Annotated in this window: 18 protein-coding genes; 5 read left to right on the forward strand and 13 right to left on the reverse strand. The window is 29.5% G+C overall.

The features are described 5' to 3' along the window. Positions 1–19: 19 nt before the first annotated feature. Complete coding sequence (locus C683_RS03175; RefSeq protein WP_009489923.1) at positions 20–1,918, forward strand: PTS fructose transporter subunit IIABC; 1,899 nt, start codon at positions 20–22, stop codon at positions 1,916–1,918. A 53-nt stretch (positions 1,919–1,971) separates the two neighbouring features. Here the strand turns inward: C683_RS03175 and C683_RS03180 are convergent, their stop codons facing one another. The 9 genes from C683_RS03180 to C683_RS03220 all read right to left on the reverse strand — a co-directional run bounded on the left by C683_RS03180 (position 1,972) and on the right by C683_RS03220 (position 11,920). Beyond that, positions 1,972–2,778, reverse strand: coding sequence for a ZIP family metal transporter (locus tag C683_RS03180; RefSeq protein WP_009489925.1), 807 nt, complete (start codon positions 2,776–2,778; stop codon positions 1,972–1,974). Between the two features lie 162 nt (positions 2,779–2,940). Continuing rightward, positions 2,941–3,837 (reverse strand): BRCT domain-containing protein, encoded by an 897-nt coding sequence (locus C683_RS03185; RefSeq protein ID WP_009489927.1) that lies wholly within the window; start codon positions 3,835–3,837, stop codon positions 2,941–2,943. Positions 3,838–3,861: 24 nt separating this feature from the next. Then, entirely contained in the window at positions 3,862–5,508 is a 1,647-nt protein-coding gene (locus C683_RS03190; RefSeq protein ID WP_009489930.1) for a DUF2075 domain-containing protein, read from the reverse strand. A gap of 33 nt (positions 5,509–5,541) precedes the next feature. Continuing rightward, positions 5,542–5,979, reverse strand: coding sequence for a hypothetical protein (locus C683_RS03195; RefSeq protein WP_009489932.1), 438 nt, complete (start codon positions 5,977–5,979; stop codon positions 5,542–5,544). A 121-nt stretch (positions 5,980–6,100) separates the two neighbouring features. Next, complete coding sequence (locus C683_RS03200) at positions 6,101–6,376, reverse strand: bacteriocin immunity protein (protein ID WP_161599366.1); 276 nt, start codon at positions 6,374–6,376, stop codon at positions 6,101–6,103. A 349-nt stretch (positions 6,377–6,725) separates the two neighbouring features. Continuing rightward, a complete protein-coding gene (locus C683_RS03205; protein ID WP_009489936.1) occupies positions 6,726–7,004 on the reverse strand; it encodes a bacteriocin immunity protein in 279 nt (92 codons plus the stop codon). A gap of 125 nt (positions 7,005–7,129) precedes the next feature. Next, entirely contained in the window at positions 7,130–8,470 is a 1,341-nt protein-coding gene (locus C683_RS03210; protein ID WP_009489938.1) for a hypothetical protein, read from the reverse strand. 43 nt (positions 8,471–8,513) lie between these two features. Further along, complete coding sequence (locus tag C683_RS03215; RefSeq protein WP_009489940.1) at positions 8,514–10,034, reverse strand: TM2 domain-containing protein; 1,521 nt, start codon at positions 10,032–10,034, stop codon at positions 8,514–8,516. Positions 10,035–10,159: 125 nt separating this feature from the next. After that, positions 10,160–11,920, reverse strand: coding sequence for a DUF262 domain-containing protein (locus tag C683_RS03220; RefSeq protein ID WP_009489942.1), 1,761 nt, complete (start codon positions 11,918–11,920; stop codon positions 10,160–10,162). Between the two features lie 193 nt (positions 11,921–12,113). Between C683_RS03220 and gad the strand changes: the two genes are divergently transcribed. Then, positions 12,114–13,520: a glutamate decarboxylase gene (gene gad, locus C683_RS03225; RefSeq protein ID WP_009489944.1), complete on the forward strand. Its 1,407-nt coding sequence runs from the start codon at positions 12,114–12,116 to the stop codon at positions 13,518–13,520. A gap of 43 nt (positions 13,521–13,563) precedes the next feature. On the opposite strand, the gene C683_RS03230 is transcribed toward gad, so the two are convergent. After that, positions 13,564–13,890 (reverse strand): hypothetical protein, encoded by a 327-nt coding sequence (locus tag C683_RS03230; protein ID WP_040388634.1) that lies wholly within the window; start codon positions 13,888–13,890, stop codon positions 13,564–13,566. Positions 13,891–14,116: 226 nt separating this feature from the next. Here C683_RS03230 and C683_RS03235 point away from each other — a divergent pair, with 226 nt between their 5' ends. Further along, positions 14,117–15,589: a C40 family peptidase gene (locus tag C683_RS03235; protein WP_009489948.1), complete on the forward strand. Its 1,473-nt coding sequence runs from the start codon at positions 14,117–14,119 to the stop codon at positions 15,587–15,589. Between the two features lie 220 nt (positions 15,590–15,809). Here C683_RS03235 and C683_RS03240 read toward each other — a convergent pair whose 3' ends face one another. From C683_RS03240 to C683_RS06650, 3 genes are all read right to left on the reverse strand, one after another. After that, entirely contained in the window at positions 15,810–16,808 is a 999-nt protein-coding gene (locus C683_RS03240) for a hypothetical protein (RefSeq protein WP_009489950.1), read from the reverse strand. A gap of 5 nt (positions 16,809–16,813) precedes the next feature. After that, on the reverse strand, positions 16,814–17,467 hold the full coding sequence (locus C683_RS03245) for a hypothetical protein (RefSeq protein ID WP_009489951.1): 654 nt from the start codon (positions 17,465–17,467) through the stop codon (positions 16,814–16,816). A gap of 1,570 nt (positions 17,468–19,037) precedes the next feature. Beyond that, entirely contained in the window at positions 19,038–19,736 is a 699-nt protein-coding gene (locus tag C683_RS06650) for a type I restriction-modification system subunit M (protein ID WP_244425055.1), read from the reverse strand. 338 nt (positions 19,737–20,074) lie between these two features. Here C683_RS06650 and C683_RS03255 point away from each other — a divergent pair, with 338 nt between their 5' ends. After that, positions 20,075–20,806, forward strand: a complete 732-nt coding sequence (locus tag C683_RS03255) for a hypothetical protein (protein WP_009489957.1) — start codon at positions 20,075–20,077, stop codon at positions 20,804–20,806. Continuing rightward, entirely contained in the window at positions 20,803–21,078 is a 276-nt protein-coding gene (locus C683_RS03260; protein WP_040388637.1) for a hypothetical protein, read from the forward strand. The genes C683_RS03255 and C683_RS03260 overlap by 4 nt, the downstream gene beginning before the upstream one ends. The last annotated feature ends 33 nt before the right edge of the window (positions 21,079–21,111 follow it).

The following is a 21,111-nucleotide window of genomic DNA, read 5'->3' on the forward strand; positions in this document are numbered from 1 at the left end:
AATCACAAGGAGATACAAGATGGACGTAACAAAGTTACTGAATCAAGATTGCATGATCTTAGATTTAAAAGCAACAAACAAAGCAGATGCCATTGATGAAATGGTGCAGCGTTTATATGAAGCAGGAGTGATCCAAGATGTTGCTTCATTTAAAGAAGGAATTTTAAAACGTGAAGCACAAAGCTCTACTGGATTAGGAGATGGTATTGCTATCCCTCACGCAAAATGTGCTAGCGTAAAACAAGCAACCGTTTTATTTGCTCGTAGTAAACAAGGTTTAGATTATGAAGCATTAGATGGTCAAAACACTCATTTATTCTTCATGATTGCTGCTCCAGAAGGCGCAAATAATGAACATTTACAAGCATTATCTGCCCTATCTCAATTATTGATGAATCCTTCTTTTGTTGGAAAATTAAAAGAAGTAACATCTAAAGAACAAGTGATCGAGTTATTTAAAGAAGAACAAAAAGAAGAAGAAAAACAAAATCAACCTGCAGTTGAAGAAAATAACGATGCTCCATTTATCGTTGCGGTTACTGCTTGTCCAACAGGAATTGCCCACACTTATATGGCAGAAAAAGCATTGTATCAAGCAGCGAAAGATTTAAACGTGAACATCAAAGTAGAAACCAATGGTTCAGATGGAGCGAAAAACGTTTTAACAAGCGATGAAATTGCGAAAGCACAAGCTGTTATTATTGCTGCAGATAAAAAAGTGGAAACTGCTCGCTTTGCTGGAAAACGCGTATTATTCCGTCCAGTAGCTGATGGAGTTCGTAAACCAGAAGTATTAATTGACGAAGCATTATCTGATCGTTGCCCAATTTATGAAGCTGATCAATCCGTAGCGACAGAAGAAAAAGCACAACCAACTTCTGTATGGCAAACAATTTATAAACACTTAATGAATGGGGTTTCTACAATGTTACCATTCATTATCGGTGGCGGAATCATGATTGCACTTGCCTTCTTGATTGACCAAACGATGGGAGTTCCTAAAGATCATTTAGCACAATTAGGTTCTTACCACCCTGCAGCTGCGATGTTTAAACAAATCGGTGATGCTGCATTTGGCTTCATGTTACCTGTATTAGCTGGATTTATTGCTTCAAGTATTGCAGACCGTCCTGGTTTAGTAGCCGGATTTGTTGCTGGTGCGTTAGCAAACGCAGGTGGTGCTGGATTCTTAGGTGCTTTAGTAGGTGGTTTTGCTGCTGGATACTTAGTATTAGGTGTGAAGAAAGTCTTCTCTTACTTACCAAATGCATTAGCAGGTATCCGTAGTGTGTTATTATACCCACTATTTGGAGTAATGGTTACTGGATTTGCTATGTTATTAATTAACATTCCAATGAAAGCAATCAATGATGCGTTAAATGGTTTCTTAAACGGAATGAGCGGTACAAGCGCAGTTCTATTAGGTGCATTATTAGCAGGTATGATGGCTGTAGACTTAGGTGGTCCTGTAAACAAAGCAGCTTATGTCTTTGCGACAGGTACTTTAGCAGCAAGCGTAGCTTCTGGTGGTTCTGTAATGATGGCTGCCACAATGGCTGGTGGTATGGTTCCTCCTTTGGCAATCTTTGTTGCGACAACTTTATTCCGTAATAAATTTACAAAAGAAGAACGCGATGCTGGATTATCAAATATCGTTATGGGTCTATCTTTCGTTACTGAAGGGGCAATCCCATTTGCCGCCGCTGATCCACTACGTGCGATTCCAAGTTTCATCATTGGTTCTGCGGTAACTGGAGGATTAGTTGGTTTAATGAACATTAAATTAATGGCTCCTCACGGTGGTATCTTCGTTATCATGTTAGTAAGCCACCCATTCTTATACTTAGGATTAATCGCTTTAGGTGCGGTAATCAGTGGTGTAATTCTTGGTTTATTAAAGAAAAAACAAAATGCATAATCAATCATAAAAAAGAACCTAGTATTTGATACTAGGTTCTTTTCTTTTATCTTCTAGCCTAACGCTACATCTAAAATCATCATAATAATAAATCCAGCCATTAGACCAAAAACCATATAATGATCATTTCCATATTGTTTGGCTTCGGGAATTAGTTCTTCTGCTACTACATAAATCATCGCGCCTGCCGCAAAAGCTAAGGCAAACGGTAAAATACTAGCCATGCTCGTAACTAAAAGTACTCCTAACACCCCAAAGATTGGCTCTACGATTCCTGATGCTTGTCCATAGAAGAAGGATTTGCCAAGACTCATTCCTTCTTGACGCAATGGAATGGATACTGCTGCCCCTTCTGGGAAGTTTTGAATCCCCATCCCTAGCGCAATCGTCATCGCACCAATCAGTGCTTGTTCCATATTGTTACTTCCTTGAAGCGCTCCAAAAGCCACCCCTACTGCTAATCCTTCTGGAATATTATGCAAAGTAATTGATAGCACTAAAAGAACACTTCGTTGCCAACTCGTCTTTTTCCCTTCTGGCTCACTTGCTCCAATATGTAAGTGTGGTAAAATGCGATCTGCTAAATACAACACTAATCCTCCACAAGCAAATCCTGCTGCGACAATTAGCCAAGCAATTTGTCCATTTTCCTCCGCCTTTTCAATCGCAGGATCTAGTAAAGACCAAAAGCTTGCTGCCACCATGATACCGGAAGCAAAGCCTAGCATTAATTTTAGCGCATTGGGTTTAATCTCTTTAAAAAAGAAAACCAATGCTGCTCCTAAAGCCGTCATCCCATAGGTAAATAACGTCGCTAAAAGAGCTAACTGCCATAAAGGTAACGTCAATAGTTTTTCCATTTCATTATCTCCATTATTATCCATAGTATTGAGAAACAGGTTTAAATGAAAACCTTTCTCAATCACCTTCATTGTAACGAAAAGCCTATTTTTTGACAACATGAATCATTTTTCACAATTAGAAAGCAAAAAACGAGCCATCAAGGACTCGTTTTATAAAAGTTATTCATTAATTAAATCATAAAAAGTTTGTTCATCTATAATATCTATATCTTGCCCATTTAATTTTAAATTTTCTGCTTTCTTTTGTTTTACTGATTTTCCATCTTTAATAGACTTATTATAGTCATTATTTCCCAATATTAAATAATTTGTTTTCTTACAAACAGAATTATCTAAAATTCCACCTTTATTAACTACTAATTGACAAGCTTCTTTTCTAGTCATTGTTTCTAATTTCCCTGTAAAAACAATATGTTTATTAAAAAAGAAATTATCTTCATCTATATTTTCATTTTCTGGATGTATAGAAGTAAGATCTAATTTGGATTTAGATTTATAGCTTTTTTTCCATAAATCTTGAATCGTTAAATTTTTCTCTTTCATATCATTTTTAATCCTATCATATAGTTCCTTTGTTGATATACAATCATCCAAAGACCTATGTGTATTCTCATGTAAATTCAAATATTCTGTTAAAGTTGAAAGCTTATAATTTCTTAACTCTGGATACAGCTTTCTAGAAAATTGTATTGTATCAATATATTTATTGTTCACTTCTTCTTTAAAGTTTTGAGATAAAAATCGTATATCAAATGAAGTATGATGTCCTACAATAATATCAGTGCCTATAAAGTTTAACACTTCACTCTCTATTTCATATATTTTAGGCATATTTACCAACATATTATTATCAATGCCTGTTAAGTTAATTATGAAATCATCCAAAGTAATTTCAGGGTCAACTAATTGTGAATATGTATCAATAATTTGGTTATTTTCAACTTTTAAGATGCTAACCTCAATTATATTATCTAAATAAGGAGATAATCCAGTGGTTTCTACATCTAATACACAATAGCTATCCACTATTTCTCTAACATAATTTGTTTTGTTCATAATTAAAATACCTTCTTATATAATTTAATGAGATGCTATATCAAATGCTTTAGAAAAATATTCTCTCAATCCTGGATTTACACAGTAGATATAACATCCTTTAATCCCTCTACTTAGTAAAACTTTATAAATTTTAATAATATACTCTTTTAAAGAAGCTTCATAATCCTTCAAAGAAATTTCGGTAGCCTTCAATTTACCTTTTTTATCTTTATAATTATCTTTATATATTACAAAGTGACCATCAATATAATCTATTTCTTTTCCGAAAATTACCCCAACGTAATTAAGATCATATCCTTGAACTGTATGTATACAACCAACTTCATTAATAGAATTTTCACTATTAATCCAGTCTTCATCCTTTTTATTCCATATTAATTTGGTATTTCCAATCACAATATCATAGATATCCTTCTCTATAGCTTCCTTATAAGTTAATTCTTTAGTTTTCCAATCCCATGAATAACCTGCGACTATCCTACATAGTCCATACTCATCATCTAATTTTTTAATACTATTAATCATATTATCTAAATTTGTAAATAATTTTAGATCATAGTCTTTGATAGAATATTGATTTAAACGGTATAAATTATTATCTTTAAATAGTTCATTAATAAAATTGATATACTCATCTCCTGCTATAACTCTCATTTGAGTATCTAATTTGTAGATATTATCTTTAGTCATAATTTTTCTAAATTGAGAGCTTCTTACATCAGATGGTAATACAGATTGTCCTCTATCATAAAAAAATATTGAATATTTCGAATTATTTAAAATCCAATCTAATTCTGTTCCATTTTCATCCTTAATTTTCTTATTATTGTTGTCAAAAGATTTATAATTTGTCAGTCCAAATCTACGTTTTAGCCTATGTGCCTCATCAACAATTAAAATATCATAATCTTTTTTAAAGGTTTCCGTTGGAGATACAACCATAGATTTTTTTAATCCATAAATTTGTCCAAATACCTCTTTATAAGTTTTTCTCAATGATTTTACTGGAACGACAAGAGCTATATTAACATCAATATTTTTTTCTTTAAATATATCCGTTAATTGCTTAACCAAATATACAGCTAAAACACTTTTCCCTGTTCCTGCGCCTCCCTCGATAATAAAATTTTTATGATTACTATTATGATCATTTAAAATTTTGTTGATTATAGATTTAACAATAGAATTTTGCTGATTAGTAAAAGTTTTGTATGGAGAATATTTGAATAAATCTGTATTCTTAATTTCTTCTAAAGTATGGTTAACTAATTTTTTTTCCATTAATTGTTTCCATAAATTTTCAAAAGAATCTAAATACATATCTTTTTGATAATATTTATGATTTTTACTTTGACCACCGTTTCTATTTTGTAACTTATATCTACCATCTGCGGAAATATATTCAATTAATAAAGCTTCTAAATCTAGGATTGCAGATTTGTTAAACTTTTCATTAGAAATGATATTTACTCGATTTAATTTTGTATATCGTTCTTTTGTAGACAAATGCTGATTCATACGCATATTTACATCATTTGTCTCTCCTATATACATTTCATTTTTACCATGTATCATATATACAACTGGCCATTCATTAATGCTATCATTATTTTCTATTTCATTTTTTAAATTTTTATCAAAATCATATGTATCTATTTTATATTCCATATATAATCCTTCCATCATTTGTATGTTTTATTTTTAACTTATAATATTCTTTGTTCTACGAATCAAATAATCTCCCCATTTTAGTTGAGGCTCTACAGAATTTTTATAAACTTTACGAACTCCTTGTATATTTCCTCGTAAACCTTTTTCTTTTAATTCTGAATAAGAAATACCACCTTTTTCCAAAAGATTATATACCAATTTTAATCGCACAAAGTTTTGATTTTGATTTTGTCTTTTTGTTGGGTCAATCCAATACTTCGAATCATCAATTGAAAATTCAAAAGGAATATTAATCTCTGTTACCTCTGTTAAAAATGCAATTTTTTGATAAGGTTCTCCCAAATAGATATATATATAATCACCTACTTCAAAATTTCCTCGTTGTGTCCAGTCAATTTCTTTATTTTCTAAAAATGCGCTACAAACGTCATAATATTTTGTATTCGCAGGGATAACATACATACTCATATTTCTTTTCCTCCATTATTCCTATTCATTTTTAAGCATACCATAGATTATTTTATAAAAAAATATGGATTTAAAATAAAAAAGATGAGAATTTTCATTCTCATCTCTCTTATTTCATTTCTTAAATAATCGTTGCCCATCCTCGATAGGTACGATCAATTTTTTCAATCAATTGAATGCAATTGGCGACATTTTCTGTTAATTCTGAATAATGATTCAATGCATACTTAGCACAAGTATAGCCAATTCTTGTACAAATAATTTGATAGGATTCGCCTTTTTCAATCGATTGATACGCATCCAATAATAATTGTGCAAATTCAGGACTTGTCTTCACTACATCGTTATACGCTAAATGAATTTGCTGCAACAATTGTTGCTCTTCTTTTTTTGACATCCAACCACTCTCTTTTTCTTTCATTCACTTATTTTTTCTTACTATGTTTACCTTTATAATTCGCACTTCCATCTAGATCTTCGCCAAATAATGCAGCTATACGATAAATCAAAGATTCACCAAAACCATCCATAAAAACAATATATAAGGCAATGATATAAATCGCATGCTCTTTTATCTAAGAGACCCAAGATCCAGGAAGGATAGTTTCTAAGACAAAGAAAGCAAAAATACAGACTAAAATGGAACGAGTAATAAATTTATCAATATTCATTGTAACCCTCACTCTTTTTCTTTTAATTCCATTTTACTTCTATATTTTTGATTTGTCTTACTTTCTCTCTTCTTTTTAGTTAGGGTAACCATAGCGAATATTTGACATTTTTCTCAATTCTTCGACTTTTTCTTCCTGTTCTTTTGTCAATAGAATTTTATTTTTCAACAAGACACTTGCCATTTCAATATTCATCGCGCTTAATGCAAAAGGAATCGAAGTCCCCCAATCTAACTCTCTAATGTATTTCGCAAAGAATTCTTTTAAAATAGGGTCTTCTGTCGATTGATATAACTCAATCAATAATTTCATTGCGACCTTTTTTCGTTCTTGTCCCCCAGCATACCACTTCATACTACGCCTCTTTTCTAGAATCTTTCTTCTTTTATTATCATAAATATACCATAAATTAATAAAAAATAAAGATAAAAACGTTTTCCAACAAAAAAGACGATGAAAATTCATCGTCTTGTTCTGTATTAATCTAATATACTATACTTTTCACCAAGTAAAGGTTTTACTTCATCCATAACTACTTGTAAAGATTTATAGATTTTACCATAAAATTCTGCATCAAAATACTGTGTATTTGAATCACTGAAGTTTTGGGCGATTGCGCGCATATCTGCTCCTGTTTTAGAAAGAGCATTCATTACATTGACAACATCTAGTTTATTTGAAGTTTGAATTAGTGCTGTATATTTTTCTCCATTATAATCAAAGTAAGTGACAATAGAATCTGAAGAATCTCCATCATCAAACATGAAAGTTTCATTTTCTGATTCAAAAGTAACATCACTTAAATAAACATTATTTCTAAACGTTACACAAGGTGATCCTGCAACATTTCCATCATCTGTTTTGACAAATAAGTAGCCGACAGATACGTCTTCACTTAGAGAACGAAGGCAGTATGTAGAATTTCCTCGCTTGATTTTTGTGTATTTCTTCAAATCTTTTTTCGCTTGTGCTGCTTGTTCTTTATATACTTTTTTGCGCTCTTCTTTCCCTTTTTCCAAGTATTTTTGGGCTTCATCAATTGAAATACTTTGATTTTCTAAGACTTTTGCCATTTCTGTATTTTCTTGCATTTTATTATAAGTATCTTCTGCATCTTCTGTGGATATCGGTTCTTCTCCTGACCCACCACTTGTAGTATAATGAATGCTTACATTATCGCTAGAAGCCATATTTTGTAAAACTTCTAACATATCGATATCACTATCTTCTAAATTTTCATTAGATAGGACAAAATATTGTCCATTTCCATCATGAGTATTATCATAATTCATCATCGCATCTGAATTGGTATTAAAATCATACGTATTATCATCTGTCTCTACTGTAGCATCCGTTAATAAAGAGCCACTACCAATTTCATAGCGTACAAAATTATCCGCTGATTCAAAAATATAGTTTCCATCTTTTTTCTCTACAGATAATGTAGAGCGCACTAATGTATTATGATTGACTTCTTGGTCAATATATAATCTATTATCTACTAATGAAACTTTGGCACTAGAAAGAACTTTTTTCATTTCTTCACGATTCGAAGGTGCTACGATAGAGCCGGAGTTATCTTTTGTTGATTGTGTGCGAGAGGCATTAAATTGTAAAATCATACCAATCATACCAATAAAGATAATTACACATAAAATAGGTAAAATCATACCTACGATACTTTTTTTATTTTCTGTTTTCTTTTGTTTGGGAGTAAAAAACGAAGAACTTCCTTTTTTTGGTGGTTCTTTTGTTCCTCCATCTTCTAGTTTTTCTAGTTCATTTAATAATTCATTTTTCTGTTGATTGAATTCTGACATCATGTTCTCCATTTATGTTTTTATCCAACCATTATTACTTTTTCTATTCTTTTTTATCTTTAGGATTGATATAAATCGTTTGATCTCGACCGATTTCTGAAGAGCCCTCTTCTTGTGGACTATCTTTAAATAATTGAATTGGCTCATAAGTAATATAAATAAATTCTTTACTTGAATCTTTTTCTTTTTTCCAAATAAATTCTTTGGAATTCAATTCATTTTTCTTACAAAATTCTTCAATAGCCATACGTTCTTTAACGCTTAAGTGATTTAAAGAAGTACTTCCCTCATAATTGCGATACATAAAATATCCAGAAACACTAACCACGACAAGAACTGCAATAGAAGAAGCAATGGTAATCCATAAACGTTGAGTTTTTTTCTTCTGTTGGGCTTCAAATACCATTCTTTGTTCTGTTAATTCTTTCATTCGTTGTGGTGCGTCTTTATATTCCCCACACCAAGCATATTGAGAATGTAATGTGGTGAAGTACTCAATAGAAGGAGTCTCTTCTTCTTGCATTTTCACTGAGCGATTATAAATCTCTTCTCGTTCTTGTTGTAAACGAGAAAAAATCTCTGAATTTAATTCCTCTTTATAAGGAGTTAATTCATGAATAATTTGGTCATAATTCATATTTTTTCGAGCTTCTACCGACTGATAAACCACAATTGCTTCATATTTTTTCTGTGCTCGTTGCATTAATTGATTGAATAATTCATAAATCGTATGACCTTCATCCTCTAAGCGACTTCCACGTTGGAAATTATTATCTTTTTTTAACATGTGTCCGCATAAGAACATCATTTCTGGAGAATGAATTTCTAAATTTGCTAAACTACGACCCAAATAAACTAAAGATTGATCTTCTCCAGCAATCAACAATTCTTCAAAATATTGACTCGCTGTTACATAATCCTCATCTTCCAATAGTTGATAACTACGTTTTAATTTTCCATTTTCTAAATGATTCGTAATATCATAGTACGCATTTTGGAATTTTTGATATTCCTCTGTTTGTTTTTCATTTTGTACTACTTTTGCCCAAGCTTTAGAATCCAATTGATTATTCATTGTACTTGTTGCTTGTTTTTTACGTTGCGTTGTAGGTTGAACTGTAGTTGGTTCCACTTTTTGTTCTACTGGAGTAGCTGCAGAAGTTGGAACAGGTGACTGTGGATTATGACCAAACATTTGTGACATTCGCATCATATAATTTTGATCTTGTTCCATAATTTCTTTATTCGTTTCATCGATTGCACTCTTCAATACAATCATATCCCAAATGAACCAAAAGATGTATAAAACAAAAATCAAGAAGCGAATAGGTGTATTTGTCATTAGATTCGTTACATAAATACTAGTATCATTTATTGCATCCAATCGATTAGCAATAATTAATAACCAAGCCATATACCAAGATATAGAACCAAAAATAAGTCCACATACTAAATGAATGACTGCATGAGCAATACGGTTTAAATAAAACCATCCTGCCCCAAAATTGAAAAGTAAAATTTCCAATAAATAGGCTATCCCTGCACTTTTTTGTTTATTAATCATAAGACCTCCTTGATAAGATAACAAAATTTTTCATATTTTTATCATATCATTGATTTAACATTTTTTTAATATTTGGAAAGGTTTTCAAAATAAAAAAGATGATGAAAACCCATCATCTTTTTTATTTATATATCTGTATAAACATTACATAGAGAATTTAAGTATTTGATAATATCTACAGCTAAAGATTTTGTTCTTCTTTCAATAGCTTTTTTATCCCATATATCATTTTCTAAACACAATTTTTGATTTTCAATAATGCTACTTTCTAAATATTTACTTTTTTTTATGCTAAAATCACTATTCTTAATAGATGCATTAATAGAATTCAATAATAACGTACCATTACCTATATACTTATAATATCTTTCATGTTCTTCAACAGTAAACATCTTACTCCATTCACTATCACTACTAATAGTTTGAGGTAATATATGTTCATAATGAATGTTTTTGGTATCTTCTTTAATAACCGTTTCTTTATTATATTTATGATTATAAGTTTCTCTTAATAAAAATTTTATTTTATGATTTTGCCTACGTACCTCAAAATTTTCAATATTATTTTTTAATAAATTTAGAATAGGAAATTCTATTTTTATATTTTCTAATATTTCTAATGTATTGATTTTATCTGTATATATCTTATGAGCTAAGTTAGCAAATGATTTTTCAATTTTATTAGCCTTTTCAGAACAAAAATAAAATTTACTTATAGTTAGAGCTAAAATAGATTTTTGAACTTTGATGATATCTTCTAGTAAATATTGAGATGGATGCATAAACATTGCTAGCAATATAGGAAAATGTTGTCGAATATGAAATAAATCAATTGCACGAGAATATTTAATAAATTTTTCTATTTCATAAGTATTAGTATATTTTTTATTGTTATACATTGTATCTGGAATACATATATATCGATAATTAATAGATCCTTCATCCATCAACTTCAATAACTCTTTCATTTTTTGAACATCTTTCTTTGGGAATATACTATATAATTTATTCAACAAATTATCCTTTGATACTTTCCCTAACAAAATAGTTGCAAATGTAGTAAGAAATTGATTGTAATTAATACTATCCAAAGAAACTTCTATATTTTCCCAAAGTTCTTTTATTGGCTCTACATCTGTTGTAGAAATAATATCATTCTTCAAAACAAAAAAATTTTCCAACTGTTTTCCAGTATTATTCAATGTTTCAAACATAGCCATTGCTAAACTATCATTTTCTGTTATTATTGTTATCAATTGAGTTTTAGTAAGGATATCATTAAAAAGAGAAATGATAAATTTTTTCTTACTATTATCTTCCAAAGTATTAAAGTTAGAATCTTTTAAATAATCATCGATAAGTTTTTCTAATAAATGATAGTTTTTTTCAATTGACTGTACAGTGTTTTTAGAACCTGAATCTATACTGTCGATATCTATAGTATAATTAGGATCTTCGATGATAGAATACAAAAATGATTCAGATTCTTTATGATTTGAATCAAAAAGAATTTTCAATTTATCATTATTTCCTTCCAATTCACTTCCTGTTTTCTTTATATATGTTTCTACGATTTCTTTTCCTAATTTTGTAAACCCTTCTTTTTTAGCAATATTAGCTATTGCTCCGATAAATAATATGGTGGTAATTGTCCGTTGTTGTCCATCAAAAATAGATAAATTATCATTTTCTTTTGACAAGGTAAAAAAATTCAACATATGTATTTCCACATTTGAATTATTCAATATAATTAGATCTTCAAATAATCGCTTTACCTGCTTCTCTGTCCATTCATAAGGACGTTGAGAATAAGGAATGAATAATGAACCATTTTCTATTTGCAAATAACTTTTTAATGTTTCTTCATGAGCTTCTATCTTTGACATTTTATCTCCTCTATATTTCTTAAAATTCATCTATATTCTTTAATAATAAAACTAATTTTATCATAATAAAAACAATTCTTCATTGCAATTCTCTCTGTTATTCAATTCTTTTCCCTCAATCCTTCTCTTTCTATTTTCTAACCATTAAGTGATAAAATGAACTTGGTAGTAAAAATGAAAAAGGAGTGATTGGATGTTATATGGAAAAAAGAATCAGGAGGAAAATCCTTACTTAGATCCAATTTTTGGTTCTTCTCTTGAAGGAGATCCACTGCCAAAATATCGTTTGAATCAAAAAGGAGTAGAGCCACGCATCGCGTCTCGTGTAGTTCAAGACCAGTTAGTGGATGAAGGAAATGCTCGTCAAAATTTAGCAACCTTCTGCCAAACCTATATGGAACCAGAAGCTACAGAATTAATGGCACAAACCTTATCGATTAATGCGATTGATAAGTCTGAATATCCACGCATGACAGAGATTGAAAATCGTTGTGTGAATATTATTGGAGATTTGTGGCACGCTTCTGAAAAAGAAGAATTTATTGGAACTTCTACTGTCGGCTCTTCTGAAGCTTGTATGTTAGCAGGAATCGCGATGAAATTCTCTTGGCAACAACGAGCAGAAGCTCAAGGATTAGATCGAACAAAACAACGACCAAATCTTGTCATTTCTTCTGGTTATCAAGTTTGTTGGGAGAAATTTTGTACCTATTGGGATATTGAATTGCGTGAAGTTCCTATGGATAAAGAACATCTTTCTTTAAACATGGATACCGTGATGGATTATGTCGATGAATATACCATCGGGATTGTTGGCATTATGGGCATCACCTATAGTGGCCGCTATGACGATTTAAAAACATTGGATGCTTTAGTAGAAAAACATAACCAAGAAAGTGAGTTCCCGGTTTATATTCACGTCGATGCTGCCTCAGGAGGATTTTATACTCCTTTTGTAGAACCAGAAATTCCTTGGGACTTCCGTTTAAAAAATGTCATTTCTATTAATGCTTCAGGACATAAATATGGTTTAGTTTATCCTGGAATTGGCTGGGTATTATGGCGTGATAAAAAATATCTACCAGAAAAATTGATCTTTAATGTTAGTTACCTTGGTGGTGAACTTCCTACGATGGCAATTAACTTCTCTCGTAGTGCCTCACAAATTATTGGACAGTATTATAATTTCATTCGTTTTGGCTTTGATGGTTATAAAGAAATCCATTTACGTACGCATAAAGTCGCGATGTATATCGAAAAAGAATTGAAAGAAACTGGATACTTCACCATGGTAAATGGTGCCGAACACTTACCTGTTCTTTGTTATACATTAAAAGAAGAGATTGATGTTCCTTGGACGTTATATGATTTATCTGATCATTTACGTATGCGTGGTTGGCAAGTCCCTACCTATCCAATGTCTAAAAATTTACAAGATTTAATTGTTCAACGTGTCGTCTGTCGTGCCGACCTTGGAATGAATGAGGCCATTGAATTTATCAATGACTTGAAAGATAGTATTAAAGAATTGAATGAAGCTCATCTTGTCGATGGTTCTGATGTGGTGAAAAAGAAAGGAACTTATGGCTTCACTCATTAAACATACAAAAAAGCGAGCTCCTAAGAGTTCGCTTTTTCTTATATCAACATAATCCTTCAAAAAAATATTGCCCGATGTCATAACACAATGCATATAGTTCTTGAATTTCTTTAGGATAAGCAGAAATGCTTCCTATTGTAGGATCTTTTTTACTTTCTAATATTAAATCTGTACAAATTCGATACGCCGCATATTCAATATCCTTTTCTTTGTTCAATCGTTTCATCGCGCGAACAAGGATTTCTTCTACTCCTTGCGGTAAAGGATGCACCTCTTTATAAATTTTGCGAATCGCAGTAATCATATCCTCTCTATCCTTTTGTGGATGGACCTCTCTTCTTCTTTTCGTCCTTTTCTTATATTGAAACATTATACTCTCCTCCTCTTCTTTATTATAGAAGATAAATAAAGTTATCAATAATGAACACACTTAAGAAAAGATTCACTATTGACGAAGAGGTTTTTTACTATATAATGATGGATAACTTGAAAAAACAAAAATTTTTTCAATACTACTACCCTATAACGTTACAAAAATGTTACAATAAAGTTACAGAATATGACATGTGAATGGTCTTACAGAAAGGATGACAATGATGAAGAAAAAATGGATTATGAATACTTCTATTTTATTGGCAGTTTCTAGCGTAGGAATCACTGAAGTTTGTGCTGCAGCTACAAAACCTGCAGATGCAAAAGCAACACAAATTTCTAAAGTAAAAGCAGCGTTATCTACAGCTCAACAAAAAGTAGTAGATGTAGCTAAAAAACAAGTTGGTGTGAAATATGCTGCGAATGGAAATACTCCAGAAACAGGTTTTGACTGCTCTGGACTTGTTCAATATGTATACAAAACAGCCTTGAATATGAATGTTGGTCGTTCTGTGAGTGAACAAGCCACTAAAGGTACAGCAGTTACGATGAAAGATATCCAACCTGGAGATATGGTCTTCTTCAATAATAATACTTATAACGGTGTTTATGTTGGAGATAATCAAGTCATCGCCACAAGTGGTACTTCTAAAGTAAAAACTATGGATCTGAAAAATTTAGGTACTCCTTCTTCTATTCGTCGAGTAATCAAAGGAGATACTTCAACTTCTGAAGCGACAGAATTGAAAGATACTTATGTTTCTGTAATTAACAATTCTGACTACACATATAAAGATTTAACATTAAAAACTAAAAAAGCGAATTTAGCAGATTATTACCATACAACATTAAAAGCAAAACGTTACTACACAATTGATGGTGTGAAATATTACTCTGTTTATAACAACAAAGATAAATGGTTAGGCTATCTTTCTGAAAAAAATATGGAAGTTGCGCCAGACCAAGGGGGTATTTATTACTCTGTAAAACGCAATGCTAAAGTTGTGAAAAAAGATTATGATCTATGGAAAGATTTAACATTTAAAAAGAAACGTGGTAATACCGATAACCTATATCAACAAGTACTTTTTGTAAAAGGTGAATATCACCACTTCAACGGAGCGACTTACGCTTCCCTTTATAACAAAGAAAATAAATGGTTAGGTTATGTCAATGACCATGCGATTTCTTATACAAAAGGAACCTTAGATAAATACAAAAATTATAAAAAATATGTTTCTATTACGAAAAAAGGATTCAATATTTATCGTGACAAAGAATTAACGAAAGTAAAAACGATTTCTGATAAACTATATCAAAAAACATATTTCGCAAAAGGATACTACACTTCTACAAACAATGATCGTTTCTTAAGTCTTTATGACAACGATAATAAATGGGTTGGCTATATCGATGAAAAAGCAACTACTTTAGGTCATAATGGTGGAAAAACAATGGAAGGTGCACCAATTGCGGTCGCAGCTACAGGAACTATCAATGGCCGAGACTATGTTTTATGGAAAGATTTCACTTTCAATAATATTCAAAGCACAACTAAAAAATGGGCCAATAAAGAAGTCTATCTAAAAGATAAATTCCAATGTGCAGATGGTAGTGTATACTATGCAGTGTACAGCCAAAAAGATGGCGATTTCTTAGGTTATCTTACAGATAAAGCTATTACATTAAAAAAATAAAACCTATAAAAAAAGCGGACTCTTAAGAGTTCGCTTTTTCTTTTTTACTTCCTTCGTCTTATTTCTAATCTATTTGCTTCTTCAACATAACCCTAGTTTTACATTATATCCAACCTCTCGAAATTTCTCACTCTTCCAACCATTTTGCGTCATTGCATATTCAATATCTTCTTCAAAATTCCGCTCATCCATTTGAATTATTATTATATCCATCTTTTAATTAATTGTTATAATAGGGAATTTTAACTTTTCCTTCTAATAAAGAAACAATAATTTTATTATCTAATAATGCAGCAAAAATAGGTAAACTATTTAGTGTTACAATTAATTCTCCGTTATTAAATATAGGTACCTTATCTTTGGTAAATGGAGTATTTTCAATTTTTTTTACATACTCATTTAAATAATCGATAACTGATTTTACTCGTTCTATATCTATACTATTAATTTTTCGTTTCCTATTATTTGTATATTTTGATAAAGGATCATATATTTTAGAGTCCGATTCTATCAAATTATTAAATTTTTCTTCATTATCTATATCAATATCTATTATTACTTTCACTTGATCATTAGCAATTTTATAAATACTATCTCTAAATTTTTGTATATTATTTTTAGCTGATATTTTTTGCGACTCTGATAGATTAAAACAATCATCAAAAGCATAACTGTTATAAATATAAAATCTTTCCTCATCAAAATCAATACTAGCAATACATTTTTTTCTATCTACTGGAAGAGATATTATTTCATCAATGGCTTTCAATCTATATGAATTTTGTTCTTGCCATTTTTCTTTAGAAAATAAAATCTTTTTATTACTTAAATAAATATTTTTTATACTTTCTTCAAAAATAAAAGCCTCATTATCTTTAATGTAGATTACTAACATGGTAGTTTTAAAACAAGAGCACAATTCATCTAAACAAGGTATATAATCATGATTATCTGATTTAATACTACTTGAGAGTTTATTTAAAATATTACTACTATAAATTTCTTCGCCAAATGTAATATAATATTGAGTAAATCTTTCATGACTATCAAATGCTTCCTCCCAAGATCTAATTCTTTTCTTTTGTTTTTCAGTTGGAAAATTCACTTTTTTCAACTCATCTTCTATCTCATTATTAGATTGTCCACCCAAAAAATACATTCGTTTATCAAAATCATTAATATCATTCGATAAATTCAATATTAAAATATTATTTTCCAAGTTTATCACTCCTTAATAATTCCTATATTAAGAGGTTGCTTTCTATCCCCTAAAAATATACAATTAGCTTTTTTTTGACCAAGATATTTTTCTTTATTTTTTAATGGTACAATAATGTATACATCCATATTAATTTGATAGCCGTTTATAGATAAGGTACTATTCCCTCTAACAATTCCATAATTAAATACAATTAAAAAAATATTAGGCAATAAATCAGATGAATGACTATTAAAATAATAAATTATTATATATGAACCCCAACAAATTAACGTTGTAGCAACAGGATAATCATATAATGAAAAACTAGAGAATAGTGGTAAAAAATAGCTGAAAATAAATTCCCAAATCCCCTCATTAAATGAAGTATTTAATTTTACTTCTTTAATTTGGCGTTGTGCTGATCCTGTAGAAATGTTTTTTATAATTTTTCTAATGATAAAAATACCACCTACACCCCAAATAAAAAGAATCAAGGCAATTATTATATTTATTAAAAAACATATTCCGTTATATGAGTTCCAGCTCCCCTTATCATTAAAAATATACTTAAAGAATGTTGCGGAAGATGTTATCAATATAAAAAAACTGCATAGTAACATTGATGACATAAAATAACAATTCTTAAACTTCTTATTTGTTTTCCCATAGCCATTCATATTATCACCCAAGTTTTTCGTTATTTCTCTATTCTTCTAATAGAATTTTTTGTTTTTTATAATTTATATTCTTAGTTTTTAATCTCAAAGAATTATTTTCTTTTTTATCTTATTAAATTTGAATTGTAATCCTTTTTTCAGTTTGTTTCAATTCATTGAAATGATTATTTTAAAATATTTCACTTTATTTAGAAGTTGATTGCATATTCCATATCAATAATGCTTTCGAATTTTTATACTATCATCTGCACTTTATATTTCTTTTTCCCTATATTCATTTATAAATCATTGGTTTTTTATATTCTCTTTGATACTTCACACATTGTAATGCATAAAAATGGAGCTTCTATTCTTTTTAATGCTTTATAATCTTTTAACATTAATTAAATTAGCATTTTTTTGCTTTTAGAATATTTTTTATCATATAAATCTCCAAATTGAATTCATTTGATATTTCCACCATGGTATTTATTATCATTTGAATTTGAAGTAGATCCACTACCAACATATATAATATTATTTTTATTTTCACAATTTCTCAATCTTCTAAGATTTGACCTATCCACTCAATACCATTGTCCTTCATTCCCTTAACCATTGTCTTGATCTCCTGAAAGTAGAGGATTAAATTTTTCTTACATTTGCGCTTCAGATTCTTGAATATGTTTAGCAATTACTTATGAAGATTCAGGTACTTCGTATATGTAGAATAAGCGTGCAGATGAAATTTTATAGCCAATTTTATCCTTCTTATGCGTCATTTAGGCGTCTAGATTAAAAGATTTAACTTCACGTTCAAAGTATTCATCAATATTTTTTGTTAACTGTATATCTTCTATATCTATCTTTTCGTCCTTTAATGGATAATGGACTTTCAATCATTACTTTTGTATAACCAAAAGATAAATTATTATATACTTTAGATTCAATACTCAAATTTTGATGTTCTAGTAGTTCATTGGTAAATCTAGAATTTAACCATCAAATCACGACAAGGTATTGTAATATCAACATGCTTCTTTCCAATATTTTTACGACGTTTTTCATAACATTTTGATACATTAACCAGTTGCATTTTTCCGTTTCGTAACCTAATTTATTTTTAGTTGAAATTCAAATATACATCGCAATATCTGTGTTATAGAACAGATCATTTGGTAATCGAATAATGCCCTCTAATTAATCATTTTCAACGATATATTGACGAATAGCACTTTCTTCTTCTGTATTTCCTGAAAATAAAGCAACTCCATCATGAATAATAGTTATACGTCCTGTTTCTTTTAACTTAGACAATCCATTTAATTAGAATAAGAGTTGTCCATCATTTATTCTTGGATATCCAGGCGCAAAACGTCCAGCATCTCTCATTTCATATCCTTCTGTTCCTTCTGTGATTGCTTCCTTTGATGATTTCCAATCAACGACAAATAGCGGATTAGAAATACAATAATTGAAGTGATGAGCTATAAACTGATCATTAGATAATATGTCGTCTTTTTTTCATATTATTCACGTTACCACCACGAATCATCATATCTACTCTGACATTTCATGATTTCACTCTTGCTCATAAGTGATAATTTAAATGATGAATACGTTCAGTCATCGCGCCTAACATTTGTCCTGTTCCCATTGTTTGATCATATATCGTTGTCGTAATACTATCATCTTGAAGCACTTCTTTCTTATCCACTAGTAATAAATTGGTCATCGAGTAGATAATGTCACGACTGGTGAAATATTCTCCTCCATCAGCTTCATAACTTTCAAAGAATTTCCGTATTAATTCCTCAAAAATATATCCCATATCGGTACTAATAACTGCTTTAGATCCAAAATAAGATGATGATTTATTAAATCCTTTAATCATATAAAATAGCATATTTTCTGAAACTAACTTACTAATCTCTTTATCAAATTCAAAATTTGATAGTACATCTTGAACATTATCAGAGAATTTGTTTAAATAAGAACGAAAATTCTCCTCAATATAGGTTGGATTGGATAATAATGTTTCAAATGTAAATGAACTAATATTATTAAAATCATATCCAAATGCTTTGTTTAGCATTTTCTGACACATCTCATTAGCAAATTTTTCTGTTTTTCTACTCGTTTCTATGACTACATCACATGTGGATCGTAATACATCGTGAAAACGTTTAATAATTGTCATTGATAAAATAACTTTTTCATATTCATGAGCTTTATAACCACTACGTAAAATATTTACAATATTCCAAATCATAGTAACTTGAATTTGCACAATAGTTATAATTAGAAAAAGAAAATGCTCACTTTATTGCTTCATTCTATATAAAAATAAAATACAAAAATATTTAAAATACACAAATAATTTTATCATTGTTATATCTATATGACAATGTATTGATGCATAATATTGTATTAGTTCTATATGTTGAAATTAATACAAATACTTTTACAGATTTTGTTAATTTGGTGAATCTATATAAAATAGATAAAACAAATAAAAAATGAAAACCTTATCTATTGATAATATTAGAAAATATGCAAAAAAATATATACCTAGATAAAGATTGAAATCTAAAGTTTGTTATTTATATGATATAATAACAAAAAACTATGGAAGGAGAAATTTATGTCGAAAATTTTTTGAAGAATATAAATAAACCATTCCTCTATACTTACAAAAAATTAACCCCTAATATGAAATCATATTCTGCAATAATTTCCAAAAATAATAATCTAAATAAATTCGCTTTAAACTCAGAATTATTTATCAATAACAATAGCTGTATTCTTGATGAAATTTTGTTAATGCAAACAAATATACAGAATATCTTTAAAGATGCTATTACATCATTAAGCGAATCTGAACATATAAAAAATGTGAAATATGTATGTGATAATTTTAAAATTATTTCTTATAACTTATATAAAATAGATTGGTATGTCCATATATGGAGTTTGCCATTCAAATTATTTGATGATACTATTTTTAAACTGCTATCACAACTTAACTCTAAGAATATCAATAATTATACCTTATCAATATTAGATATATCACTATACAATTTATTTAAAAATACATTAGATACGAAAGGAAACTTTATTGATTTATTTTCAAATAACGACTTATATCTATATGATCTTTACGTACAAAAACGCTATATTGAAATCGTGATTTTATGTCTACATAAAATAGAATCTATTTTGACAAATTTTATCAATTATTTAGAAAATAAATCATTACCTAACATTAATTACCTAACATTAATGATTATCTCTCTAAAAATAGAAAGGAAAGAGCTGAATATAAAAGTTTCACAATTGGACAAAAAGAAGAATATATGAATAAAATTCAAGAATTAAAACAAAAGAAGAATAATTCATTTGATGAGGAAACATTAATGCTTCTAGAATTATTTTTTGATGCTGCTTCGCCTGCTCAACTTTATCATGGATTTGATAAAGGAAAGTTCATATGTCAGTTAAATATTTTAGGAGAGATTCCCTTATGTAGAAACTTATTTCTTCATGGTATGGTTAGATCTGGAGATGTGTCTAAAAAACTTGCCATAAAAGCTTTATGTGCCTACCATTTCTTTACATTTTTTAGAGTGTAAGTTAATTCATTTTTTATATTAAGTATTTCATTT

This window comes from Catellicoccus marimammalium M35/04/3 (genome assembly GCF_000313915.1).
Lineage (GTDB): Bacteria > Bacillota > Bacilli > Lactobacillales > Catellicoccaceae > Catellicoccus > Catellicoccus marimammalium.